Genomic DNA, 24,784 nt, shown 5'->3' with positions numbered 1-24,784 from the left:
ACCGGGCACCTTATCGACCCGCTGACACCCGCGCCCCGTCTTTTGCTTTCAGGGGCGCGGGGAACTGCGTGACCAGCCCCCACCGGACCGGCACCCGAAAACCACTCACGCCCCACCCCACCCCCCGCCCAACCGCCGGAGGCAAAGGCAGGAGCCCCGGCACCTTGCGGTGCGGGGCTCCTTGGGTACTGCTATCTGTTCCGGATCAAAGCACCAGGCTCCGAGACCGAAGGACTGCGATCAGGTGACTCAGACGGGGGTGACGTTCTCCGCCTGCGGGCCCTTCGGGCCCTGGGTCACGTCGAAGGAGACCTGCTGGTTCTCCTCCAGCGAGCGGAAGCCGCTCGCGTTGATCGCGGAGTAGTGAACGAAGACGTCGGGGCCTCCGCCTTCTTGGGCGATGAAGCCAAAGCCCTTTTCGGCGTTGAACCACTTCACGGTTCCGGTAGCCATAAGCCCTCCTTGGGCCCAAAGGGTTGCCCTGCTCCAGAACCCTGCTAAGTGTGAAAACAAAGTCCCGCACTACTGCATACGTCTGAAAACGACTAGAGCCCGCGGTTACATGCTCCGCAGGCTCTGTACTGCAAGGGAAACCAAACTGCAACTTGCGGCGAGCCTAGCACGCGGGCAGCCGAAAGCAATAGAGGCCAAGATCACATCACCCGGACGTTTGAAGATCGCCAAAGGCTTGACTGTGGGGCCGAAGTATGGAGCGTACCGCATGAGGTCTAGCCTCACGTTGTGGACAATTCTCGCACCCGGCCGCGCGTCGGCCACATCCAGTTCCTGAACTGCCTGCCCCTGTACTGGGGGCTCGCGAGAACAGGCACACTTCTCGACTTCGAGCTGACCAAGGACACCCCGGAGAAGCTCAGCGAGCAGCTGGTGCGGGGCGATCTCGACATCGGGCCCATCACGCTCGTCGAGTTCCTCCGCAACGCGGACGACCTGGTCGCCTTCCCCGACATCGCCGTCGGCTGCGACGGCCCGGTGATGTCCTGCGTGATCGTCTCGCAGGTCCCGCTGGACCAGCTCGACGGCCGCCGGGTCGCCCTCGGCTCTACCTCGCGGACCTCCGTACGCCTCGCGCAGCTCCTCCTCGCCGAGCGCTACGGAGTCCAGCCCGACTACTACACCTGCCCGCCCGACCTGAGCCTGATGATGCAGGAGGCCGACGCCGCCGTCCTCATCGGTGACGCCGCCCTGCGCGCCAATCTGCTCGACGGGCCCCGCTTCGGCCTGGAGGTGCACGACCTCGGCTCGCTCTGGAAGGAGTGGACCGGGCTGCCGTTCGTCTTCGCCGTGTGGGCCGCCCGCCGCGACTACCTGGCGCGCGAACCGGTCATCACCCGCAAGGTCCACGAGGCCTTCCTCGACTCCCGCAACCTCTCCCTGGAGGAGGTCGGCAAGGTCGCCGAACAGGCCGCCCGCTGGGAGGACTTCGACGAGGAGGTCCTGGAGCGGTACTTCACCACCCTCGACTTCCGCTTCGGTGCGCCCCAGCTCGCCGCCGTCGCCGAGTTCGCCCGCCGCGTCGGCCCCACGACCGGGTTCCCCGCCGACGTGAACGTGGAACTGCTCCACCCGTAATACCCGTAATACCCGTAGAAGAAGACAGAAGGCGATCTGCTCCAGCCGTCATCACCGGTGGGGTGTGGCGCACTACCCTGCTGGAAGTCGTACGGGGAGGGGTGGACGGCATGCAGCCGCTCGGAGACGACGAACCCACGGTCGTGGGGCCCTACCGGCTGCTCGGCCGGCTCGGGTCCGGGGGGATGGGCCGGGTCTATCTCGGGCGCAGCGCGGGCGGTCGTACGGTCGCGGTCAAGATCGTGCATCCGCACTTCGCGCTCGACGAGGAGTTCCGCGCCCGTTTCCGCCGCGAGGTCGATGCCGCGCGCCGGGTGGGCGGCGCCTGGACGGCCCCTGTGCTGGACGCAGATCCTGAGGCTGCCGTGCCCTGGGTCGCCACCGCGTACGCTGCCGGGCCCTCCCTCTCCGCCGCCGTCGCGGACGGCGGGCCGCTGCCCACGGCCACCGTGCGGGCGCTCGGCGCGGGGCTGGCCGAAGCGCTCACGGCAGTACATGAGTTGGGGCTCGTGCACCGGGACGTGAAGCCGTCCAACGTGCTCCTCACCCTCGACGGGCCGCTCGTCATCGACTTCGGCATCGCCCGCGCCACGGACGGCACGGCCTCCCTCACCTCCACCGGCGTCTCCGTCGGTTCACCCGGTTACATGGCCCCCGAGCAGATCCTCGGCAAGGGGGCGGCGGGGGCGTCCGACGTCTTCTCGCTGGGGGCCGTGCTGGTGTACGCGGCCACGGGTGCGTCTCCCTTTCCCGGTGACTCCTCTGCCGCGCTCCTCTACAAGGTCGTCCACGAGGAGCCCGAACTGGGCGAGATGGACGGTGAGTTGAGGGAGCTGGCGAGTGCCTGTCTCGCCAAGGACCCCGCCGCGCGGCCGACGCCGGGAGAGGTGGCGCGACGGCTCGCTCCGGACGGGGCGGCCCGGCTGGTGGCCGGGGGGTGGCTGCCGGGGGCGTTGGTGGAGCAGGTCAGCCGAAGTGCCGTACAGCTGCTGAATCTTGAGGTGGCGGGGGTCGCGGAGGGGGTGCCCTCGGGGCCGGTGGGGTTCAGCAGTCCCTCGGTGGGGGGTGGTGGGGCGGGTGCGTTCGGGCCGGCGCCCGTGATGCCCAAGTCGCCTGCGGGGTCAGCCGGGTTCGTGCCCGAACCGCGTGACGCGGCCCCGTACGACACCGTGCCGCCGGCCTCCGGTCATCGCCCCGGGAAGGTCTCCGTCTCCGTCGCCGCCACGGCGGCTCCCGGCCCCAACGGGCGTGGGCGCAGGGTCGGTTGCGCGGTGGTGCTCTCCGTCGCCGCGGCGCTGGCGGTGGTGACGCTGGTGCCGGTGTGGCTGTACTGGCTGCAGCCGGACGACAAGGGCAAGGAATCCTCGGCGGGCACGATCCCGACCTCCTCCGCTACTTCCTCTGCTTCCGCTACGGCGACCAGCGCGCCGGGCGCGGGCGACGGCTCCTCGCTCAAATCCATCCCCGACGCCTATCTCGGCACCTGGCAGGGCGAGGGCACCGCCCTCGGCGGCACGCTCCCCGACGGGACCTTCCGGATCACGATCGCCAAGGTGGGCGTGGGGCAGCGGCTGGGCATTCTCCGCCAGACCGACCAGCTCGGCGGCGTCTGCGACGACGTACTGACCCTGAAGCAGGTGACGAAGACCCGGCTCGTCGCCTCGGCCGCGGGCGCGACGTCGAACCGCGACGTCTGCAACCAGGCCGCCCACACGGTCACCCTCACCCCCGTCGGCGACGACCTCAAGTACCTGTCGGACAGCTCCGCCGAGGGCTCCCCGACCGCGCGGCTGTCCAAGGTCAAGTAGGGCGTCGGGACCGGCCGGTGGACTACGACCAGTTGCTGATCGCCCTCGCGGGGGTGTGGGGCGCGGGCGCCGGGGCGATCGTGGCGCGGGTCGGCCGGCGCGGTGTCGGTACCGCTCTCCTCGTCGTGCTGGTGTGCGTCGCCCTCGCCGCCGCCACCGGTACGCGGCCCGAGCTGGCGGTCTGGCTGCTGCTCGCGCCCGTCGCCGTGGCGGCGCCCAGGGCGGCGCTTCCCCTCGCGGGTGCCGCTCTCGCCCTCCTCGGTGTCGTCACCCTCGTGCCCGAGCACGCCGGGCACTGGACGACCGCGCTGCTGGGCGCCCTCGCGCTCGGCGGTGGGTACTTCGCGCTGAGCCGTATCGACTCCGGCGGCGGTGGTCTGGGTCCCGGTGAGGTGAGGCTCGCGGTCGGGGCGGGGGTCGCACTCGGGTGGTACGGGTGGCCGACGGTGATGGTGGGCGCGTTCGCGGGGTTCCTGCTGAGGGCGGTCTACGGGGTGTTCGCGGCTTGGAGACGGCGGGACGGCCGGGGGATCGTCGTCCCCTTTGGGCCGTTTCTGCTCGCCGGTGCGTTCCTCGGGCTGCTGGTCGGCGCGTACACGGCCTGAGGTCCGGGCGGCAAAACCGCTGGCGTAGGCTGGCAAGGTCCGTCAGCACCACCTGCCTGTCCGCAACCCTTGACGAAAGGGACCTCCCGGTGACCGAGAAGGCCGAGCTTCAGTCCGTCCTCGACCGTGCCGCAGAGGGCGGGCGCATCACCCCCGAAGAGGCGCTCGACCTCTACCGCGACGCCCCGCTGCACGCGCTCGGCGCCGCCGCCGACGCCGTACGCAAGCGTCGGTACGCGGGTACGGAGCACATCGCGACGTACATCATCGAGCGGAACATCAACTACACGAACGTGTGCGTCACGGCGTGCAAGTTCTGCGCGTTCTACGCCGCGCCCAAGGACACCGCGAAGGGCTGGACGCGGGACCTGGACGACATCCTGCGCCGGTGCGCGGAGACCGTCGAACTCGGCGGCACGCAGATCATGTTCCAGGGCGGACACCACCCGGACTTCGGCGTCGAGTACTACGAGAAGCACTTCGCCGCGATCAAGGGCGCGTACCCCCAGCTGGTCATCCACTCCCTCGGCGCGTCCGAGGTCGAGCACATGGCCCGGATCAGCGGGGTGTCGGTCGAGGAGGCCATCACCCGCATCCACGCGGCAGGCCTCGACTCCTTCGCGGGCGCCGGTGCGGAGCTGCTCCCCGCCCGCCCCCGCAAGGCGATCGCGCCCCTCAAGGAGTCCGGCGAGCGCTGGCTGGAGATCATGGAGGCGGCGCACAACCTGGGCGTCGAGTCCACGTCGACGATGCTCATGGGCACCGGCGAGACCAACGCCGAGCGCATCGAGCACCTGCGGATGATCCGCGACGTACAGGACCGCACGGGCGGCTTCCGGGCCTTCATCCCGTACACCTACCAGCCCGAGAACAACCACCTGAAGGGCCGCACGCAGGCCACGCTCTTCGAGTACCTGCGCATGATCGCCATCGCCCGCCTCTTCATGGACAACGTCGCCCACATCCAGGGCAGTTGGCTGACGACCGGCAAGGAGGTCGGTCAACTCTCCCTGCACTACGGCGCGGACGACCTCGGCTCGATCATGCTGGAGGAGAACGTCGTCTCCTCGGCCGGCGCCAAGCACCGCTCCAACCGCATGGAGATCATCGACCTCATCCGCAAGGCGGGCCGAGTCCCCGCCCAGCGGACGACGACCTACGAGCACATCGTCGTCCACGACGACCCGGCGAACGACCCGGTCGACGAGCGCGTGATGTCCCACATCTCCTCCACGGCCATCGAAGGCGGCACGGCCCACCCGGAGTTGAAGCTCCTGTCCGCCAACTAGGCCGCCTGTGCTGACGATTCACACGGCGGACGAGGGCGGTGCCGTCGCCGTCGAGGGTGCCCGGGTCGTGGGTGTGGGGACGCTGGCGGAGGTCCAGGAGCGGTTTCCGGGGGCGAGGGTGCGGAGTTGGCCCGGTGTGCTGGGTCCCGCCCGCGTCCACGAGGGCCCACTTCCGGACGCCCCGAGCCCCCGGGAGCGGATCCACGCCGTGCTCAAGTCGGGCGCGACGGCTGTCTTGGAGAAGTACGTCGACTCGGCCGAACTCCGGTCGGCGGCGAAACGGAACGACGTCCAGATCCTCACTCACCCAACCGCCGCCGACCAGGGCCGTGCCGACCTCGCCGTATTCGACGAGGCCGGCGAGTGCATCGCGACGGTGTGTGCAGGGCGGCTAGTCCACAGACGCCGGTAGGTGTGGGTCTTTTGTCTTCAGGGGCGCGGGGAACTGTGCGCCCAGCCACAACGCACCGTCACTCGGCAACGCACCCGTCACCCGGCAAACGCTTCCCCGAACGCCCCGGCCGTCTGACTCACCCCACTGCAATCGGTCGCCGCATCATCATCGGACGACCCGCTCTCACACTGCTGATCCCGGAACGTCGACCACATCGACACCCACGCGATCTTCTTCGACTCGGCGAACGCCCGCACCTGCGCCGCATCCGAGAGCGAGAACGTCTCCCCGGAGACATCGTTCACGCCGATCATCGACGTGAGCGCCATCCCCTGCCAGGCCCCCGCGTCCGACAGCCCGAACACCTTCTTCAGCTGGGTGTGCGTGGCCGTCGCCGACGTGATCGCGTAGTCGCCCATGTCATCCGTGTACGACTCGCCGTAGTTCATCGTCATGATGTTCACCGTGGAGACCTCGACCGCGTTGTCGTTGGCGGACTCCAGCAGCGCCAGGCTGTCGGAGTCGAGGCCGGACGGCATCACGGGCAGGGTGAAGGAGACCTTGAGGTCGGTGCGCTCCTTCTGGAGCAGGGCTATCGCCTTGGAACGCAGGGCGACCGACGTGGAGTCGGTCAGCGCGTCACCCTCGATGTCGAAGTCGGCCTGGGCGGAGCCGGCTGCGTCCAGCGCCTCGCCGTACGCCTTCGCGAGCGCCGTCGCGCTGGTGCAGGTCTCCGCCAGCTCCTTGCCGGACGCCCCGCCGAAGGAGACCCGGACCGTGGCCCCGGAGGTCTTCAGCGCCGAAATCCTGGACTTCACCGCCGAGTTGTCGATCGCGGTCGTACCGTTCCACTCCGGCGCGCAGGTGCTGCCCTTGGCGATGGCGAAGGACAGGTTGTACGTCGACGGCGACCCCTTGCTGTCCATGTCCGCGGCCGTCGTGGCGCTGACGTACGGGGCGTAGGCCGTGGTCGACGACGAGTCCGACGAGGCGGATGACGAAGGCGTCGACGACGGTGTCGGCGTAGCGCTCTCCGTCCCACCGGAGGACGAGTCCGACGAGTCACCGGAGCTGGAGGAGCATCCGGTGACCGCGAGGGCAAACAAGCAGGTGAGCCCGGCCGCCGGTTTCAGGAAACTCCTCATATGAGCATGCACCCTTTCCGTCTCGGGACGGTGATTTCTGTCTCAGGATGGAAACAGAGTCGGTTTCCGAAGGCTAAATGAAGCACATGGGGCTGTGTCTCACGAAGACAGAAAGAACATAGAGTACCCACGGGTATCGGCGCACGAAACGGTCAAGCCGGGCGGCGAAGCGGAAAATTGGGGACACTACTGACACCGGCCGCTCATAAGGCTTTTCCTGGGTTCTCTAAGGGAAGCCACAGCTTCCGCCTTTTTTCTTGGCGGGCTCACAAGAGAATCAGAGTTTTGGTCACATAAAGGCGGCCTAATGTCTGGGGAATGCAATCCGAGTCCGCCATCGAAAACCGCGCCTCTGCGCGGGGTCGCCGCCGCAAAGCCGGCAACGGGTCCGCTGAAGGTCCCGTGTTCGTTGACAACTCCGGCCGCCGGTCAAAGGTGCTGCGCCGGATCGGCCTCCTCATGGGCACCGTCTGCCTCGGGTACGCGTTCGTACTCGGCATGGCGTTCATGGGCTGGGGCATCTCGATCAACCCCTCCTCGCTGCTGCCGTTCGGCGGCGGCCAGGCCGGTTCCGCTCCCGGCGGCGGCAACGCCCCGGGCGGAGGCAGAGGCGGCGTAGCGCCCTCCGGTGTTCCGACCGGCGCCCCGACCGACATCCCCTCGGGCGCCCCCACGGGTGCGGCCCCGTCCGCCTCAGCCACCGCACACTGACCGGAGCACCACCGCACTCATGACTACGACGACTCCTTCGCGCGGGCGCCGACGCGCCCCCACCCGGATGGAACGCGCGGCCGGCAAGGCCGCCGCGCTCCAGCGACCCCGGGTGATACTCGCCCTGCTGCTTCTCCTCGGCCTCACCTGCGTGATGCTGCTCGACGGCTACCTGCGCGCGGAAGTCGGCGGCGACCAGCGCGTCCGGGACGGCGCGAGCGCCAGCAAGGTCCCCGACAAGGTCCTCTACGGCGGCCCGATCCTGACCTTCCGCAACGGCAAGCCGACCACCCAGACCATCCCGAAGAAGACCATCGTCCTCACCTTCGACGACGGCCCGAACCCCACCTACACGCCCACGGTCCTGAAGATCCTCAAGAAGTACGACGTGCCGGCCACGTTCTTCCTGGTGGGCTCGATGGTCTCGCGCTACCCCGACATCGTGAAGCAGATGGTCGAGCAAGGCGAGGAGGTCGGCATCCACACGTTCACCCACGTCGACCTCTCCTACCAGAGCGACGCCCGCATCAAGCGCGAGATGGAGCAGACCCAGCTCGCGCTCGCCGGCGCGGCCGGCATCACCACCACGCTCTTCCGCGCGCCGTACTCCTCGGAGACGGACGCCATCGACAACTACAGCTACCCCGTCTACAAGAAGCTCGGCGCCTCCGGCTACACCACCGTCTTCGTCGACACCGACAGCGACGACTGGAAGCAGCCCGGCGTCTCGAAGATCATCAAGTGGGCGACGCCGTCCGGGACTTCGGGCTCCTCGGTGCTGTTCCACGACGCCGGCGGTGTGCGCTCGCAGACCATGAAGGCACTGCCCAAGTACATCGAGAAGATGAAGGCGAAGGGCTACACGTTCACCACCGTGAGCGGCGCCATCGCCAAGAACAACGACGCCAGCCGGCCCGTCACGAGCACGGGCGCGGCCGCCGGGACGAGCACCGGCACGGTCGAGGCCGGCGGGCAGCCCTCCGCCGCTCCCACCGCCGACGCGCAGCCCACCGGCGCACCCACCGGCGCACCCACCGGCGCACCCACCGGCGCGCCCGGTGGCACCCAGACGACGGTCGGTTCGGCCGTCGGCGGCGCCGCGGGAGGAACGGGCGGCACCGGCTCCGGCACCGGCCGGACCTCGGTCCTTCAGGGCGCCCACCGCGAGGCCACCGGCATGACCCTCTACGAGGGCAAGGCGCTCATCTACGCCGTCACCGTCGCGGAGTGGGTGGTGCCGGGACTCGCGGCGGGCCTCACCGTCGTCGGCGTCGCCGTCATGAGCCGCTTCGGGATGATGCTGATCCTCGCCCGGCGCCATTACAGACAGCGCAACAAACGCAGGTTCAGCTGGGGGCCGACCATCACCCGCCCGGTGACCGTCATCGTCCCGGCGTACAACGAGAAGGAGTGCATCGCCAACACCCTTGAGTCGCTGGCGAAGAGCACCCATCCGATCGAGGTCATCGTCGTCGACGACGGTTCCTCGGACGGCACCTCCGAGATCGCCCGCGAGGCGGCCCGCTCCTTCGGCATGACGAACGTCCGGGTCATCCGCCAGGAGAACGCGGGCAAGCCCGCCGCCCTCAACAACGGTGTGCGCAGCGCGAGTTACGACATCGTCGTGATGATGGACGGCGACACCGTCTTCGAGCCCGACACCGTACGGCACCTCGTGCAGCCCTTCGCCGACCCCGAGGTCGGCGCGGTCGCGGGCAACGCCAAGGTCGGCAACCGCAACACGGTCATCGGCGCCTGGCAGCACATCGAGTACGTGATGGGCTTCAACCTCGACCGCCGCATGTACGACCTGCTGCGCTGCATGCCCACGATCCCGGGCGCGATCGGCGCGTTCCGCCGCGAGGCCGTGCTCCAGGTCGGCGGCATGAGCGAGGACACGCTCGCCGAGGACACGGACATCACCATCGCCATGCACCGCGAGGGCTGGCGGGTCGTCTACCAGGAGCACGCCAAGGCCTGGACCGAGGCCCCGGCCTCGCTGAAGCAGCTGTGGTCGCAGCGCTACCGCTGGTCCTACGGCACCATGCAGGCGCTGTGGAAGCACCGCAAGTCCCTTACGGACAAGGGTCCTTCGGGCCGCTTCGGCCGGGTCGGCATGCCTCTGGTGGTGATCTTCCAGATCATCACGCCGGTCTTCGCCCCGCTGATCGACGTCTTCACCGTCTACTCGATGATCTTCGTCGACTTCTGGGCGTCCCTCGCGATGTGGTTCGCGGTCCTCGGCATCCAACTCCTGTGCGCGGCCTACGCGTTCAGGCTGGACCGGGAGAAGTACCGCTACCTGCTGATGATGCCGCTCCAGCAACTGGCCTACCGCCAGATGATGTACCTGGTCCTCATCCACTCCAGCATCACCGCCCTGACCGGCGGCCGGCTGCGCTGGCAGAAACTCAAGCGGACCGGCGAGGTCGGCACACCGGCGGGGGCGAGCTGATGACCTGGGAGCAGCAACAGCAGGGGTACGGCGGCGGCTACGGCCAGCCGCAACAGCCCCAGCAGCCCCAACACCCGTACGGCTACGACGGGTACGGGCAGCCTCAGCCGTACGGCCAGCCCCAGCCCCAGTCGCCGTACCCGTATCAGCAGCAGCCGTACCCCCAACAACAGCAACAGCCGCCGTATCCGCAGCAGTACGCGGGGACGGACCACGGGCAGGGCGCGGGGGCGGCCGTCGTAGGGGAGACGGCGACGCTGCCCGCGGTGGAACCGGAGGCCGAGCCGGAGCCGGTGGCGGCGGAGGTCGTCGAGGAGCCTGCCGAGCAGCCCGCGCCCCGACCGGTGGGCCGGGACCGGTACTTCGACACCCTGCGGGCCGTCGCACTGATCCGGGTCGTGACCTACCACACCTTCGGGTGGGCGTGGTGCGGGATGGTGTTCCCCTCGATGGGGATCATGTTCGGGCTGGCCGGGACGCTGATGGCGAAGTCGCTGGAGCGGCCGGCGTTCAAGGTGGTCAAGAGCCGGATGCGGAGGCTGCTGCCGCCGTTCTGGTTCTGGGGTTTCTTCGTGCTCGTGGCGATGATGATCCACGACTGGATGCCGGGCTGGCAGATCGTGTTCTGGATCGTGCCCCTCGGTGATCCGCCGGGCAACGCCTGGGGCATGCAGGCCTGGGAGATCCTCTGGTATCTGCGGACGTATCTGTGGTTCGTGATGCTGTCGCCGGTGCTGCTGTGGATCTTCCGCAAGGCGCCGATTCCCGTGCTGCTGTTGACCCTTGTGCCGATCGTGATCCTCAAGTTCGTGTGGTCGGGGCCGGACAACCGCTTCGGCAACGCGCTCTGGGACCTGTCGACGTACCTCTTCTGCTGGATCCTCGGCTTCGCGCACCGCGACGGTGTGCTCCAGAAGCTGAAGCCCTTCCTGGTGGTCACGCTGTCGGTCGCAGCGATCGTCTTCGGCGGCTGGTACGCCTTCACGCACCAGGCCGAGGCCGGCGGCACCTACGACCTGGACGAGAGCCCGCTCGCCCAGACCTACTGGTCGGCCGGTTACGTCATGCTGCTGATGTGGGCCAAGGCCTACTTCAACATCGACTTCGCCTGGCTGACCCGGTTCAAGAAGCTCGACCGGATCGTCACGATCTTCAACGCGCGGGCCGTGACGATCTATCTCTGGCACGAGATCGCGCTGGTGCTCGCGGTGCCGCTGACCGACCAGTTCTGGAAGGTGCCCGCCTTCGAGAAGTGGCTGCCGCTGGAGAGCCAGTGGTTCATGTTCGGCATCGGCTGGATTCTGATCGCCGTGTTCATCGTGCTCTGCGGCTGGGTGGAGGACGTGGCGGCGAAGAAGAAACCGAGACTCCTGCCGTCGTGAGCGTGTGTTGGTGGGTGAGTGCGGGCCGGGCGCCTTCGGGATGCCCGGCCCGTACTGCCACAATGGGCCCGTGACCCGCGCATCCCTGGACAAGCAGCCGCACGAAGTCGCCTCGATGTTCGACGACGTGGCGGAACGGTACGACCTGACCAACGACGTGCTGTCGCTCGGCCAGGACCGCCGATGGCGCAAGGAGGTCACGAAGGCGGTCGACGCCCGCCCCGCGCAGAAGATCCTGGACCTCGCCGCCGGCACGGCGACCTCGTCCCTCCCCTTCGCCCGCAGCGGCGCCTATGTCGTGCCCTGCGACTTCTCCCTCGGCATGCTCCAGGTCGGCAAGAAGCGCCACCCCTGGCTGCCGCTCACGGCCGGCGACGCCACGAAGCTGCCGTTCAAGGACGACACGTTCGACGCCGTGACGATCTCCTTCGGGCTGCGCAACGTGCAGGACACGGACACCGCGCTGCGCGAGCTGTACCGGGTGACCAAGCCCGGCGGCCGGGTGGTGATCTGCGAGTTCTCGCACCCGACCTGGGCGCCCTTCCGCACGGTCTACACCGAGTACCTGATGCGCGCGCTGCCGCCGGTCGCCCGGACGGTCTCCTCGAACCCGGACGCGTACGTCTATCTCGCCGAGTCCATCCGTGCCTGGCCCGACCAGCCCGCGCTGGCCGAACGGCTGCGCAAGGCCGGCTGGTCGAAGGTCGCCTATCGCAACCTGAGCGGCGGGATCGTGGCCCTGCACCGGGGCTTCAAGCAGGCCTGAATGCGGCTTCGGGGGCGGGGGCCCGGGCAGGGTTTCGCGGGCGGGGCTTCGGCGGCGGGGCCTGAGCAGGGCTCCGCGGGCGAGGTCTTGAGCAGGGCTTCGGGGCGCGGGTGGCGTCCCTGTGCCGGGGTGCCGAGTGCGCCTGCGCGGCCGCTCCTGGCCCCCCGGTCGGCGTCCTCTCGCCTCCCTGTGCGGCTCCCTCTTACCTGATCACCGTCTCGAAGAACGCGTCGCCCGGCGGCTCGTCCAGCTCGCGCTGCATCCCGCCGCTCGGCGGCCGGGGTATGCGCGGCTCACGCATACCGCCCCCGCCGTCCCCCTCACCGAAGTCGAACCACACGTAGATCACGGAGTCCCGCGGCACCTCGGCGTCGGGCTGCGGGTACTGCCGTACGACGTAGTCGACGACGGCGAGATGGAAGTCGGGCCGGTCCGGCGAGTTGATGAACAGCCCGCGCGACTGGGCCGTCTCGCGCGCGTCCACGGCCATCAGGCCGACGAGCCGTGGCACGCGCACTTCGGGTGTTTTGGGTGTTATGCGCACAGATGTCACCCCCAGCGGTACCGGAAGGGTAACCCCGGTCCGGCCCCGACCGGAAGCGTCAAGTGTCGTTCTGTAGCGGATAGTTACTCTGAGTTACAGTTCGAGCCGGTAGCAGTGTCCCGTCTCCTCGCGCGAGGGCGTGGTGAAGACCTCGGCGAGGTGCATGCCCAGCCGCTGGGTCACCGCGATGGACCGGGTGTTGCGGGCCAGGACCATCGCCACCACGCTCGGCACCCCGGCCGCCCGCACCCGCTCCAGTGTCATCTCCGCGGCCGCCGTGGCATACCCCTGGCCCCAGAACTCCCGCCCCAGCCGCCAGCCGATCTCGATCTCACCCTTCGGTCCCCAGTCCCGCGGCCAGGGCTGGGCGCCGGTGAAGCCGATCACCCGGTCCTCGGCGTCGAGCATGGTCCACAGGCAGAAACCGCGCTCCGCGTCGTGCCGGCGCTGGCGGGCGGTGAGCTCCTCGTAGACGGACAGCTCCGCGGCTTTCCCGCCGTGGAACTCCATGACGTCCGGGTGGGCGAAGGTCCGATGCCAGGCGACGGCGTCCTCGTCGGTGGGGACGCGAAGCCGTACTGCGGGGAGAGCTCGGTTCACGGGGCAGCCCTTCAGCCTGGTGATCAGTGGCGCTGAATAGACTGCCCATGTCCAGTGCCGGTCGGCACGCAGATTTCGAACTTGGGGAGATCCCGCCGTGACCGAGCCCCTCTCCGAAAACACCGCCGATGTGATCGTCGTCGGCGCGGGGCCAGCCGGCTCCGCCACCGCCTATCACCTCGCCAAGTCCGGACTCGACGTACTCCTGCTGGAGAAGACCGAGTTCCCGCGCGAGAAGGTGTGCGGCGACGGACTCACCCCGCGCGCCACCAAGCAGCTCGTGGCCATGGGCATCGACATCTCCGAGGAGGCCGGCTGGCTGCGCAACAAGGGCCTGCGCATCATCGGCGGCGGCGTCCGCCTCCAGCTTGACTGGCCGGAACTCGCCTCCTTCCCGGACTACGGCCTCGTCCGCAAGCGCGACGACTTCGACGAACAGCTCGCCCACAACGCCCAGAAGGCCGGCGCCCGTCTCTACGAGCGCTGCAACGTCGGCGCCCCGATCATCGACGAGCGCACCGGCCGGATCACCGGCGTGAACGCAAAGCTCGGCGAGGAGAAACGCGAAGTCACCTTCCACGCGCCCCTGGTGGTCGCCGCCGACGGCAACTCCACCCGCCTCTCCCTCGCGATGGGCCTGCACCGCCGCGAGGACCGCCCGATGGGCGTGGCCGTGCGGACCTACTTCACCTCGCCCCGCCACGAGGACGACTACCTGGAGTCCTGGCTGGAACTGTGGGACCGCCGCGGCGCCGAGGACCGTCTCCTGCCCGGCTACGGCTGGATCTTCGGCATGGGCGACGGCACCTCCAACGTCGGCCTCGGTGTCCTCAACACCTCCGACTCCTTCAAGGAGCTGGACTGGCGGGAGGTCCTGAAGGCGTGGTGCGCGTCCATGCCCGAGGACTGGGGCTACACCCCCGAAAACATGACCGGCCCGATCCGCGGCGCCGCCCTCCCGATGGCCTTCAACCGCCAACCCCACTACACGAAGGGGTTGTTGTTGGTCGGCGACGCCGGCGGCCTGGTGAACCCCTTCAACGGCGAGGGCATCGCCTACGCCATGGAGTCCGGCCAGATCGCCGCCGACGTCATCGTCCAGGCCCACGCCCGCCCGACCCCCGCGAGCCGCGAACTCGCCCTGCAGCGCTACCCGCAGGTCCTCAAGGACACCTACGGCGGCTACTACACGCTGGGCCGCGCCTTCGTGAAGCTCATCGGCAACCCGAAGGTCATGAAGATCGCGGCCCAGCGCGGCCTGACGCACCCCCTGCTGATGAAGTTCACCCTCAAGATGCTGGCCAACCTCACCGACCCCACGGGCGGCGACGCGATGGACCGCATCATCAACGGGCTGAGCAAGGTGGCGCCGAAGGCGTAGCCGTAGCTCCGGTCCTGGTGGTGATCAGGCAGGCAGGGCCTTCGTCTTGGCGGCCCGGCGGGCGAACACCTCGTCGCGCCGGTCCGCCACCTGCCGCAGCGCCTCCTTGCGGTCCCGCTTGGAGAGCCGGTCCAGATACACCTGGCCGTTGACGTGGTCGGTCTCGTGGGCGAGGCAGCGCGCGAAGTACCCCGTGCCCTCGATCACCAGCGGCTCGCCGTCCTTGTCGAGCCCGCGCACCACGGCCCGGTCCGGACGCGGTACGTCCATCATGGCACCCGGCACCGACAGGCAGCCCTCGCCCTCGTCGAGCAGCCGGCGCCCGGCCGGGTCGAGCGGGTCGAGGACCGGATTGACGACGTGTCCGACATGCCGGACACCGTCGTCGTCGGGGCAGTCGTACACGAACAGGCGCAGATCCACGCCCACTTGGTTGGCCGCGAGGCCGGCCCCGTCGGCGACGTACATGGTGAGGAACATGTCGTCGATGAGCGCGGCGAGGTCGGGACCGAACTCGGTCACGTCCCGGCAGGGGCGGTGCAGGACCTCTTCGCCGACCTCGGTGACGCGTCGCACGGACCCGCGTCGGGCCTCGGGTGCGGGCCGGGGGTAGGAGTCGACGGGGCTGCCCTGGACGAAGACACGTGGCATGGCTTGCTCTCCTCATGTTTGGCGTCCGGCCGTCTGGTCAGCCGGACTTGAGAACCTTGAGAAGAGAGCCTTTCAGGAGAGCCGCGAACTCCGGTAGTGGGAACGCCCCGTGGGTCCGGGGCGACCGGAGGTACGCCGAGGGGACCGCTGCCCCCGAGCGGCAGCGGCCCCATGCTCACGGCGTCGTGCGCGGGTTCAGAGCACCCGCACCGCGCCGGTCGGCATGTCGTACGACAGCGGCCTCTCCACGATGCCGGTGGAGGGGTTCTGCGCGCCGACGAACATGCCGTCGCCCACGTACACCGCCACGTGGTAGGCGCTGCCCGCGCTGCCCCAGTACAGGATGTCGCCGGCCTGAAGGTTGCTCAGGGACACCTGAGTTCCCGCGGTCGACTGGTCCTGGGAGACACGCGGCAGGCTGATGCCCACCTGCTTGAAGGCGGCTCCGACGAGTCCGGAGCAGTCGTACGCGCTGGGGCCGGTGGCGCCCAGGACGTACGACTTGCCGATCTGGGCCTTCACGAAGGACACGATGGCGGCGGCCGACCCGGTGGCCGTCGACCCGCTCGTGCTGGTGCTCGTGGAGGCGCTTGTGGACGTCGAAGCGGACAGGGTGGTCCGCTCGGAGCTGCGCGAGGCCGCCTGCGCCGCAGCGGCCTTGCGAGCGGCCTCCTGGGCCTTCTTCTTGGCCTCCGCCTTCTTCTTTGCGTCCGCGAGGTCCGCCTTCGCCTGCTTCGCGGCGTTTGCGGCGGCCGTGTCGCGCTCGGCCTGCAGCTGGTAGTTCGCTGCGGCCTGCTGCGTGGCCTCGGCGGACTGCGCGACCTGGGTGGCCAGGTCGGCCGTCAGGGTGGGCAGTTGCATGGTCTGTGTCGTCTCGGCGGCGTTGGCCGTGGCTGCACCCGCCGCCGCCATGCTGAGAACGCCACCGGCAACTCCGGCCCGCACGGCGATGTTCGTCGTCGCGCTGCGGCGGGGTTTCCGGTGGCTGCGTATGTGAGCGGTGTGGGACATGAGACCAACCGGTATCAGGGGCTCCTCCATACCTTCAAGAAACGTGTGCTGCGCCACAATTGTTCAACGGGCCCCATCAACCCCGGGTGTGTCGTTCCTTATTGACGCCGTAACGGACATTGCGGACCTGGGTGATCAGGCGTGTGATCACGGTCTTTCGTCGGTACGCCCGAATTGCCCGCTGCTTACCACCTGTTGGGACCGGTGGCCAAGCCCCGTTCTCATGCGCCTCTCATGGGTGTGGCGGAGGTCACGGAACGGTTACCGGAATGCGTGCGTCCTGCGTGGGTACCGCGGGCGGGTGACTTCGTGAACGTGTGCACGCGTCCACACCGTGCCGCGGGCCTCCCCCTGATGTGTGAACGGGCCTCCACTATCAAGCCGCCCCGTCCAACTCCAATTTGCATGCAAGGGAAGCCTCTTGATATTGAGACGCCGCCCTCGGGCTGCGATGACGGGCGGAAATGTCACCTCTGGTGACCGGTCGGGCGCTTCATGTGCGAAGATCGCCGCCCGTCCGACGCGATGATCCTTCGCTGGGTGGTGGAGATCACAAAGCTTGTGTAATACCCCGTGTCGCAGATCACAGAGCCCCGGGCATAAGATGCGGGGCAGTTGGGCTTGTGACCTGCTTCACATGTTCTCGATCTTCGTTGGGACGAACGGGGTTTGAGCGGCGCGTGAGCCGGAAGCGGACCCGATGCCATCGCCAGCAGTCAGTGCCGACTGAGAGGAGCGAGGAGCGGTGAACGCGTATGCGCCCATCCTCGTACTGGGAGCCCTCGGGGCAGGCTTTGCGATCTTCTCCGTGGTCATGGCCACGCTGATCGGTCCGAAGCGGTACAACCGGGCCAAGCTCGAAGCGTACGAGTGCGGCATCGAGCCGACCCCAACGCCAGCCGGCGGCGGGCGCTTCCCCATCAAGTACTACCTGACGGCGATGCTCTTCATCGTCTTCGACATCGAGATCGTCTTCCTCTACCCCTGGGCCGTCACCTTCGACGCCCTGGGTGTTTTCGGGCTCGTGGAGATGCTGCTCTTCGTGCTCACCGTCTTCGTCGCGTACGCGTACGTATGGCGGCGCGGCGGCCTGGAATGGGACTGAGGGGCCTTTAACTCATGGGACTCGAAGAAAAGCTGCCGAGCGGTTTCCTGCTGACCACCGTCGAGCAGGCCGCTGGCTGGGTGCGCAAGTCGTCCGTCTTCCCGGCCACGTTCGGCCTCGCCTGCTGCGCCATCGAGATGATGACGACCGGCGCCGGACGGTACGACCTCGCGCGCTTCGGCATGGAGGTCTTCCGCGGATCACCCCGCCAGGCGGACCTGATGATCGTCGCGGGCCGGGTCAGCCAGAAGATGGCGCCGGTGCTGCGGCAGGTCTATGACCAGATGCCGAACCCCAAGTGGGTCATCTCCATGGGCGTCTGCGCGTCGTCGGGCGGCATGTTCAACAACTACGCGATCGTGCAGGGCGTCGACCACATCGTCCCGGTCGACATCTACCTCCCGGGCTGCCCGCCACGGCCCGAGATGCTGATGGACGCGATCCTCAAGCTCCACCACAAGATCCAGACCTCCAAGCTCGGTGTGAACGCCGAGGAGGCGGCCCGTGAGGCGGAGGAGGCGGCGCTCAAGGCACTGCCCACCATCGAGATGAAGGGCCTGCTGCGGTGAGTGACGCGAACGGCACCAACGGAGCCAACCCGGAAAAGGACCTGAGCGCCTCCAACCTCCCCGGCCAGCGCGGCGACGGCGGTGAGGAGATCCGCGTCCAGCGCGGCATGTTCGGCGCCAGCAACGGCGGCGACACCTCCGGTTACGGCGGCCTGGTCCGCTCGGTCCGCCTGCCGGGCGAGGCGAGCCGGCCCTACGGCGGGTGGTTCGACGAGGTCGCGGACGAGCTGGAGGGCGCCCTGGAGGAACAGGGTCTGCTGCCCGGCAACGCGATCGAGAAGACGGTCGTCGACCGCGACGAGATCACCTTCCACATCGAGCGCGAGCACCTGGTGCGCGTCGCCCAGACCCTGCGCGACGACCCGGCCCTGCGCTTCGAGCTCTGCACGGGCGTCAGCGCGGTGCACTACCTGCACGACAAGGGCCGCGAGCTGCACGCCGTCTACCACCTGCGCTCGATCACCCACAACCGGCTGATCCGCCTCGAAGTCAGCGCCCCGGACAGTGATCCGCACATCCCGTCCCTGGTCCCGGTCTATCCGGCCAACGACTGGCACGAGCGCGAGACGTACGACTTCTTCGGGATCGTCTTCGACGGTCACCCGGCCCTGACGCGGATCATGATGCCGGACGACTGGCAGGGCCACCCGCAGCGCAAGGACTACCCCCTCGGCGGCATCGCCGTCGAGTACAAGGGCGCCCAGATCCCGGCTCCGGACCAGCGGAGGTCGTACTCGTGAGCACGCAGTCAGCATCCGCCTCAGCCGCTTCCGCGCGCGAGACCACCGAGGGGACCGTATATACGGTCACCGGTGGCGACTGGGACGAGGTCGTCCAGTCCGCGGCCAAGGCCGACGACGAGCGCATCGTCGTCAACATGGGGCCCCAGCACCCCTCCACGCACGGTGTGCTCCGTCTGATCCTGGAGATCGACGGCGAGACGGTCACCGAGGCCCGCTGCGGCATCGGCTACCTGCACACCGGTATCGAGAAGAACCTCGAATACCGCACGTGGACGCAGGGCACCACGTTCGTGACGCGCATGGACTATCTGACGTCCTTCTTCAACGAGACCGCCTACTGTCTCGCCGTCGAGAAACTCCTCAGCGTCGAGGACCAGATCACCGAGCGGGCGAAGATCATCCGGGTGCTCCTGATGGAGCTGAACCGGCTCTCCTCCCACCTGGTGTGCATCGCCACCGGCGGCATGGAACTCGGCGCCACCACGATCATGATCTACGGATTCCGCGATCGTGAAATGATTCTCGACATCTACGAGCTCATCACGGGCCTGCGGATGAACCACGCGTACATCCGCCCCGGCGGACTCGCCCAGGACCTGCCGCCCGGCGCGGTGGACCAGATCCGCGAGTTCGTGAAGAAGATGAAGAAGAACCTCCCCGAGTACGACAAGCTCGCCACCGGGAACCCCATCTTCAAGGCCCGTATGCAGGACGTCGGTTACCTCGACCTGGCCGGCTGCATGGCCCTCGGCGCCACCGGCCCGATCCTGCGCTCCACTGGCCTCCCGCACGACCTGCGCAAGGCACAGCCCTACTGCGACTACGAGACGTACGACTTCGACATCCCGACCGCCGACACCTGCGACTCCTACGGCCGCTTCCTCATCCGCCTGGAGGAGATGCGCCAGTCGCTCAGGATCGTCGAGCAGTGCCTGGACCGGCTGCAGCCCGGCCCGGTCATGGTCGCCGACAAGAAGATCGCCTGGCCCGCCCAACTCGCGCTCGGGCCGGACGGGTTGGGCAACTCGCTCGACCACATCAAGCAGATCATGGGCACCTCCATGGAGGCCCTGATCCACCACTTCAAGCTGGTGACCGAAGGCTTCCGCGTGCCGCCGGGACAGGCGTACGCGGCGGTCGAGTCGCCCAAGGGCGAACTCGGGGTGCACGCCGTCTCCGACGGAGGCACCCGCCCCTACCGGGTCCACTTCAGGGACCCGTCCTTCACCAACCTTCAGGCCATGGCGGCGATGTGCGAGGGCGGCCAGGTCGCCGACGTCATCGTCGCCGTCGCGTCCATCGACCCCGTGATGGGAGGCGTCGACCGGTGACCACCAGTTCTTCGGAGCAGGGCGTCAGTCTGGGCATGCCCCAACTGCCCGCGCCCGCCTACCCGGACGACGTCCGGGCCCGGCTGGAGGCCGACGGGCGGGAGATCATCGCCCGCTACCCGGACTCCCGCTCGGCCCTCCTGCCGTTGCTGCACCTCGTGCAGGCGGAGGAGGGTCATGTCACGCGCACAGGGCAGCAGTTCTGCGCGACCCTGCTGGACCTGACGACGGCCGAGGTCGCCGCCGTGGCGACCTTCTACTCCATGTACCGGCGCCGGCCGAGCGGTGCCTACCAGGTCGGGGTCTGCACCAACACCCTGTGCGCGGTGATGGGCGGCGACGCGATCTTCGAGTCCCTCCAGGAGCACCTGGGCGTCGGCAACGGTGAGACCACCGACGACGGCAAGGTCACCCTGGAGCACATCGAGTGCAACGCGGCCTGCGACTTCGCGCCGGTGGTGATGGTCAACTGGGAGTTCTTCGACAACCAGACCCCGGCCAGCGCCCGCCGCCTCGTCGACGACCTGCGCGCGGGCGCTCCGGTGGAGCCCACGCGCGGGGCGCCGATGTGCACCTTCAAGGAGACCGCGCGGATCCTCGCCGGCTTCCCCGACGAGCGGCCCGGGGCCGTCGGGGCGAGCGGCGGTGCGGGACCCGCGTCGCTGGTGGGCCTCCGCCTGGCCAGGGGAGAGACCGCACCCGCGCGCGTGGTCCATCCGCGGGGCTCCTCCGCGGTGCCGCAGGACCAGTCGCCGACGACCGAGCACCTCAGCTCGCACGATGCGCCGCAGGACACGTCGGCCTCCGACCCCGCCCACCCGGCGGGGCCTGTCGCCGAGGAGGGGGAGTGATGACCTTGGCACCCGAACTGAAAGACCACAGCCCCGAGAAGCTGCTCGCACCCGTGCTGTCGGCCTTCTGGGACGAGGACGAGTCCTGGACTCTGGACACGTACCGAAGGCACGAGGGATACGAGGGGCTCCGCAAGGCGCTCGCCATGTCGCCGGACGACCTCATCGCGTATGTGAAGGACTCCGGTCTGCGCGGTCGCGGTGGCGCCGGCTTCCCCACCGGAATGAAATGGCAATTCATTCCCCAAGGGGATGGAAAACCACACTATCTAGTTGTCAACGCCGACGAGTCGGAGCCGGGAACCTGTAAGGACATCCCGCTCCTGTTCGCGAACCCGCACAGCCTCATCGAGGGCATTGTCATCGCGTGTTATGCCATCAGGTCGTCGCATGCCTTCATCTATCTGCGTGGTGAAGTCGTCCCCGTATTGCGGCGGTTGCACGAGGCCGTACGCGAGGCGTACGACGCGGGCTACCTCGGCGAGAACATCCTGGGCAGCGGACTGGATCTCCAGCTCACCGTGCACGCGGGCGCGGGCGCGTACATCTGCGGTGAGGAGACCGCGCTGCTCGACTCGCTCGAAGGCCGCCGTGGACAACCGCGGCTCCGTCCCCCTTTCCCTGCGGTCGCGGGCCTCTATGCGTGCCCGACTGTTGTGAATAACGTCGAGTCGATCGCGTCAGTTCCCGCCATTCTGCAAAAAGGCAAGGAATGGTTCAGGTCGATGGGCAGCGAGAAGTCCCCGGGCTTCACGCTCTACTCGCTCAGCGGCCATGTCACCAGTCCCGGTCAGTACGAGGCGCCGCTCGGCATCACGCTCCGCCAGCTGCTCGACATGAGCGGCGGCATGCGGGCCGGGCACCGCCTCAAGTTCTGGACACCGGGCGGGTCTTCCACGCCGATGTTCACCGACGAGCACCTCGACGTCCCTCTTGACTACGAAGGAGTGGGTGCCGCGGGTTCCATGCTCGGCACCAAGGCTCTGCAATGTTTCGACGAGACGACCTGCGTCGTGCGTGCCGTCACCCGCTGGACCGAGTTCTACGCCCACGAGTCCTGCGGCAAGTGCACACCGTGCCGTGAAGGGACGTACTGGCTCGTGCAGTTGCTGCGCGACATCGAGGCCGGCAAGGGCGTCATGTCCGACCTCGACAAGCTGAACGACATCGCCGACAACATCAACGGCAAGTCCTTCTGCGCCCTCGGCGACGGCGCCGCCTCGCCGATCTTCTCCTCGCTCAAGTACTTCCGCGAGGAGTACGAGCAGCACATCACGGGCCGGGGCTGCCCCTTCGACCCGGCCAAGTCCACGGCCTGGGCCGACCGCACGGAGGTGAACGCATGACGGTGACCACGAGCGCTCCCTCGGGTGGGGGAGAGGCGGCGGTCCCGCCGGAAGATCTCGTCTCGCTGACCATCGACGGCGCCGAGATCAGCGTGCCCAAGGGCACCCTGGTCATCCGCGCCGCCGAGCAACTCGGCATCGAGATCCCCAGGTTCTGCGACCATCCCCTCCTCGACCCGGTAGGCGCCTGCCGCCAGTGCATCGTCGAGGTCGAGGGCCAGCGCAAACCGATGGCGTCCTGCACGATCACGTGCACCGACGGCATGGTCGTCAAGACCCAGCTCACCTCGCCGGTCGCGGAGAAGTCCCAGCACGGCGTGATGGAGCTGCTCCTCATCAACCACCCGCTGGACTGCCCGGTCTGCGACAAGGGCGGCGAGTGCCCGCTGCAGAACCAGGCGATGTCCCACGGCAACGCCGAGTCCCGCTTCGAGGGCAAGAAGCGGACCTACGAGAAGCCCGTCCCGATCTCCACCCAGGTGCTCCTGGACCGCGAGCGGTGCGTGCTGTGCGCCCGCTGCACCCGCTTCTCCAACCAGATCGCGGGCGACCCGATGATCGAGATGGTCGAGCGGGGCGCGCTCCAGCAGATCGGCACCGGTGAGGGCGACCCCTTCGAGTCGTACTTCTCCGGGAACACCATCCAGATCTGCCCCGTGGGCGCGCTCACCTCGGCGGCGTACCGATTCCGCTCCCGCCCCTTCGACCTGGTCTCCACGCCCTCCGTGTGCGAGCACTGCTCCGGTGGCTGCGCGACCCGCACCGACCACCGGCGCGGCAAGGTCATGCGGCGCCTGGCCGCCGTCGACCCCGAGGTCAACGAGGAGTGGGTCTGCGACAAGGGGCGCTTCGGCTTCCGGTACGCGCAGCAGCGCGACCGGCTGCAGACGCCCCTGGTGCGCAACGCGGACGGTGTCCTGGAGCCCGCGTCCTGGCCGGAGGCCCTGGAGGCCGCCGCCCAGGGACTGTCGGCCGCGCGGGGCCGCACCGGTGTCCTGACCGGCGGCCGCCTCACGATCGAGGACGCCTACGCGTACAGCAAGTTCGCGCGCGTGGCGCTCGACACCAACGACATCGACTTCCGCGCGCGCGTGCACAGCAGCGAGGAGGCCGACTTCCTGGCCGCCCGGGTCGCCGGACGCGGCCGGGACCTCGACGGCGACGGCGTCACGTACACCTCCCTGGAGAAGGCGCCCGCCGTCCTGCTGGTCGGGTTCGAGTCCGAGGAGGAGGCGCCCGGCGTCTTCCTGCGGCTGCGCAAAGCCTCGCGCAAGCACGGGCAGCGGGTGTTCTCGCTCGCCACCCACGCCACGCGCGGACTGGAGAAGGCGGGCGGCATCCTGCTGCCGGCCGCTCCCGGCACCGAGACCGAGTGGCTGGACGCGCTCGCCAGCGGGTTCGGTCTGGAGGACGACGGCGCCCGCGCCTCCCAGGCGCTGCGCACCGAGGGCGCGGTGATCGTCGTCGGCGAGCGGCTGGCCGCCGTCGCCGGGGGCCTCACCGCCGCCGTACGGGCCGCGTTCGCGACCGGTGCCCGGCTGGTGTGGATTCCGCGCCGGGCCGGGGAACGGGGTGCGATCGAGGCGGGCGCGCTGCCGTCGCTGCTCCCGGGCGGGCGTCCGGCCACCGACCCACGCGCGCGTGAGGAGGTCGCCGTCGCCTGGGGCGTCGCCGAACTCCCGCACCGCTACGGCCGCGACGCCGGCCAGATCGTCGAGGCCGCCGCCGGTGGTGAACTCCGGGCGCTGCTTGTCGCCGGTGTGGAGCCGGGCGACCTGTCCGACCCGGCACGCGCGCGTGCCGCACTGCACGAAGTCGGCTTCCTGGTGTCGCTCGAACTGCGGCCCAGCGAGGTCACCGAGCACGCGGATGTCGTCCTCCCGGTCGCGGCGGTCGCCGAGAAGGCGGGCGCCTTCCTCAACTGGGAGGGCAGGGTCCGCTTCTTCGACGCCGCGCTCAAGCCCGACCAGATGACCCGCACCCTCGCCCCCACCGACGCGCGCGTGCTGCACATGCTGGCCGACGCCATGGACGTACACCTGGGTCTGCCCGATCTGCGCACCACGCGCGCGGAGTTGGACCGGCTCGGTGCGTGGGACGGACCGCGGGCCAGTGACCCGCTGGAGACCGCGGGCGTGCTGCCCCGGCCGGCCGCCGGGGAGGCCGTGCTCGCCGGACACCGGCTGCTGCTCGACCAGGGCGCGCTCCAGGAGGGCGACGAAGCGCTCGCCGGGACCCGGCACGCCGCCCACGCGCGCGTGTCGGCCGCCACGGCCGCCGAGGCGGGCGTCAAGGACGGCGACGCGCTCGCCGTGACCGGCACCTCCGGAACCGTCGAACTCCCGCTGCGGATCACCGAGATGCCCGACCGCGTGGTCTGGCTCCCGCTGAACTCCACCGGCGGGGGCGTCGCCTCCGACACCGGGGCGCTGCCCGGCGCACTCGTCCGCATCGGCCCGGCCACGCTCGCGGGCGAGGCCCCCAAGGAGGTGGAGGCATGAGTCCCT

General features: G+C 69.1%; 23 protein-coding genes. 17 read left to right on the top strand and 6 right to left on the bottom strand.

All coding sequences use genetic code 11. The features are described from left to right. Window positions 1-249: 249 nt before the first annotated feature. On the bottom strand, window positions 250-453 hold the full coding sequence (locus ACGFY9_RS44580) for a cold-shock protein (protein WP_003992177.1): 204 nt from the start codon (window positions 451-453) through the stop codon (window positions 250-252). A gap of 288 nt (window positions 454-741) precedes the next feature. On the opposite strand from ACGFY9_RS44580, the gene ACGFY9_RS44575 reads away from it, so the two are divergent. The 5 genes from ACGFY9_RS44575 to ACGFY9_RS44555 all read left to right on the top strand — a co-directional run bounded on the left by ACGFY9_RS44575 (window position 742) and on the right by ACGFY9_RS44555 (window position 5,704). Further along, the gene (locus ACGFY9_RS44575) at window positions 742-1,590 is read left to right on the top strand and encodes a menaquinone biosynthetic enzyme MqnA/MqnD family protein (RefSeq protein ID WP_393764200.1); all 849 of its coding nucleotides are present in this window, start codon (window positions 742-744) and stop codon (window positions 1,588-1,590) included. 110 nt (window positions 1,591-1,700) lie between these two features. Further along, on the top strand, window positions 1,701-3,398 hold the full coding sequence (locus ACGFY9_RS44570; protein ID WP_393764198.1) for a serine/threonine-protein kinase: 1,698 nt from the start codon (window positions 1,701-1,703) through the stop codon (window positions 3,396-3,398). A 17-nt stretch (window positions 3,399-3,415) separates the two neighbouring features. Beyond that, entirely contained in the window at window positions 3,416-4,003 is a 588-nt protein-coding gene (locus tag ACGFY9_RS44565; RefSeq protein ID WP_393764196.1) for a hypothetical protein, read from the top strand. An 89-nt stretch (window positions 4,004-4,092) separates the two neighbouring features. Next, on the top strand, window positions 4,093-5,292 hold the full coding sequence (mqnC, locus tag ACGFY9_RS44560; protein WP_033282491.1) for a cyclic dehypoxanthinyl futalosine synthase: 1,200 nt from the start codon (window positions 4,093-4,095) through the stop codon (window positions 5,290-5,292). A gap of 7 nt (window positions 5,293-5,299) precedes the next feature. Next, on the top strand, window positions 5,300-5,704 hold the full coding sequence (locus tag ACGFY9_RS44555; protein WP_393764194.1) for a hypothetical protein: 405 nt from the start codon (window positions 5,300-5,302) through the stop codon (window positions 5,702-5,704). A gap of 77 nt (window positions 5,705-5,781) precedes the next feature. Here the strand turns inward: ACGFY9_RS44555 and ACGFY9_RS44550 are convergent, their stop codons facing one another. Continuing rightward, the gene (locus ACGFY9_RS44550; protein ID WP_393764192.1) at window positions 5,782-6,831 is read right to left on the bottom strand and encodes a chitinase; all 1,050 of its coding nucleotides are present in this window, start codon (window positions 6,829-6,831) and stop codon (window positions 5,782-5,784) included. A 402-nt stretch (window positions 6,832-7,233) separates the two neighbouring features. Here ACGFY9_RS44550 and ACGFY9_RS44545 point away from each other — a divergent pair, with 402 nt between their 5' ends. The 4 genes from ACGFY9_RS44545 (at window position 7,234) to ACGFY9_RS44530 (ending at window position 12,145) form a co-directional block, all read left to right on the top strand. Then, window positions 7,234-7,542 carry a hypothetical protein gene (locus tag ACGFY9_RS44545; RefSeq protein ID WP_393764191.1) on the top strand — a complete coding sequence of 103 codons (309 nt, stop codon included), beginning with the start codon at window positions 7,234-7,236 and terminating at the stop codon, window positions 7,540-7,542. 19 nt (window positions 7,543-7,561) lie between these two features. After that, the gene (locus ACGFY9_RS44540; protein ID WP_393764189.1) at window positions 7,562-9,997 is read left to right on the top strand and encodes a glycosyltransferase; all 2,436 of its coding nucleotides are present in this window, start codon (window positions 7,562-7,564) and stop codon (window positions 9,995-9,997) included. Continuing rightward, window positions 9,997-11,379: an acyltransferase family protein gene (locus tag ACGFY9_RS44535; RefSeq protein ID WP_393764187.1), complete on the top strand. Its 1,383-nt coding sequence runs from the start codon at window positions 9,997-9,999 to the stop codon at window positions 11,377-11,379. Before ACGFY9_RS44540 ends, ACGFY9_RS44535 begins: the two co-directional genes overlap by 1 nt. Before the next feature lie 70 nt (window positions 11,380-11,449). Further along, window positions 11,450-12,145: a demethylmenaquinone methyltransferase gene (locus tag ACGFY9_RS44530; RefSeq protein ID WP_363099606.1), complete on the top strand. Its 696-nt coding sequence runs from the start codon at window positions 11,450-11,452 to the stop codon at window positions 12,143-12,145. 202 nt (window positions 12,146-12,347) lie between these two features. On the opposite strand, the gene ACGFY9_RS44525 is transcribed toward ACGFY9_RS44530, so the two are convergent. Both ACGFY9_RS44525 and ACGFY9_RS44520 read right to left on the bottom strand, forming a co-directional pair. After that, window positions 12,348-12,662: a PASTA domain-containing protein gene (locus ACGFY9_RS44525; RefSeq protein WP_318018114.1), complete on the bottom strand. Its 315-nt coding sequence runs from the start codon at window positions 12,660-12,662 to the stop codon at window positions 12,348-12,350. 120 nt (window positions 12,663-12,782) lie between these two features. Then, entirely contained in the window at window positions 12,783-13,289 is a 507-nt protein-coding gene (locus ACGFY9_RS44520; protein ID WP_393764184.1) for a GNAT family N-acetyltransferase, read from the bottom strand. Between the two features lie 97 nt (window positions 13,290-13,386). Between ACGFY9_RS44520 and ACGFY9_RS44515 the strand changes: the two genes are divergently transcribed. After that, window positions 13,387-14,670, top strand: coding sequence for a geranylgeranyl reductase family protein (locus tag ACGFY9_RS44515; protein ID WP_393764182.1), 1,284 nt, complete (start codon window positions 13,387-13,389; stop codon window positions 14,668-14,670). Between the two features lie 24 nt (window positions 14,671-14,694). Here the strand turns inward: ACGFY9_RS44515 and def are convergent, their stop codons facing one another. Both def and ACGFY9_RS44505 read right to left on the bottom strand, forming a co-directional pair. Further along, window positions 14,695-15,321: a peptide deformylase gene (def, locus tag ACGFY9_RS44510; RefSeq protein ID WP_393764180.1), complete on the bottom strand. Its 627-nt coding sequence runs from the start codon at window positions 15,319-15,321 to the stop codon at window positions 14,695-14,697. Between the two features lie 195 nt (window positions 15,322-15,516). Beyond that, a complete protein-coding gene (locus ACGFY9_RS44505; protein ID WP_393764178.1) occupies window positions 15,517-16,332 on the bottom strand; it encodes a C40 family peptidase in 816 nt (271 codons plus the stop codon). A gap of 745 nt (window positions 16,333-17,077) precedes the next feature. Between ACGFY9_RS44505 and ACGFY9_RS44500 the strand changes: the two genes are divergently transcribed. The 7 genes from ACGFY9_RS44500 to ACGFY9_RS44470 are packed head-to-tail and all read left to right on the top strand — an operon-like array spanning window position 17,078 to window position 24,778. Continuing rightward, a complete protein-coding gene (locus tag ACGFY9_RS44500) occupies window positions 17,078-17,437 on the top strand; it encodes an NADH-quinone oxidoreductase subunit A (protein WP_007383963.1) in 360 nt (119 codons plus the stop codon). 14 nt (window positions 17,438-17,451) lie between these two features. Then, window positions 17,452-18,006 (top strand): NADH-quinone oxidoreductase subunit B family protein, encoded by a 555-nt coding sequence (locus ACGFY9_RS44495; RefSeq protein ID WP_043442859.1) that lies wholly within the window; start codon window positions 17,452-17,454, stop codon window positions 18,004-18,006. Beyond that, window positions 18,003-18,746 carry an NADH-quinone oxidoreductase subunit C gene (locus ACGFY9_RS44490; protein ID WP_393764176.1) on the top strand — a complete coding sequence of 248 codons (744 nt, stop codon included), beginning with the start codon at window positions 18,003-18,005 and terminating at the stop codon, window positions 18,744-18,746. Before ACGFY9_RS44495 ends, ACGFY9_RS44490 begins: the two co-directional genes overlap by 4 nt. Then, the gene (locus tag ACGFY9_RS44485; protein WP_393764174.1) at window positions 18,743-20,080 is read left to right on the top strand and encodes an NADH-quinone oxidoreductase subunit D; all 1,338 of its coding nucleotides are present in this window, start codon (window positions 18,743-18,745) and stop codon (window positions 20,078-20,080) included. Before ACGFY9_RS44490 ends, ACGFY9_RS44485 begins: the two co-directional genes overlap by 4 nt. After that, a complete protein-coding gene (gene nuoE, locus ACGFY9_RS44480; RefSeq protein WP_393764172.1) occupies window positions 20,077-20,931 on the top strand; it encodes an NADH-quinone oxidoreductase subunit NuoE in 855 nt (284 codons plus the stop codon). The genes ACGFY9_RS44485 and nuoE overlap by 4 nt, the downstream gene beginning before the upstream one ends. Then, entirely contained in the window at window positions 20,931-22,277 is a 1,347-nt protein-coding gene (gene nuoF, locus ACGFY9_RS44475; protein WP_393764170.1) for an NADH-quinone oxidoreductase subunit NuoF, read from the top strand. The genes nuoE and nuoF overlap by 1 nt, the downstream gene beginning before the upstream one ends. Then, entirely contained in the window at window positions 22,274-24,778 is a 2,505-nt protein-coding gene (locus ACGFY9_RS44470; protein WP_393764168.1) for an NADH-quinone oxidoreductase subunit G, read from the top strand. Before nuoF ends, ACGFY9_RS44470 begins: the two co-directional genes overlap by 4 nt. The last annotated feature ends 6 nt before the right edge of the window (window positions 24,779-24,784 follow it).

Source organism: Streptomyces sp. NPDC048504 (assembly GCF_043200035.1).
GTDB lineage: Bacteria > Actinomycetota > Actinomycetes > Streptomycetales > Streptomycetaceae > Streptomyces.
The sequence above is the reverse complement of the archived record's forward strand: the minus strand, read 5'-3'. Positions and strand labels throughout refer to the sequence as shown.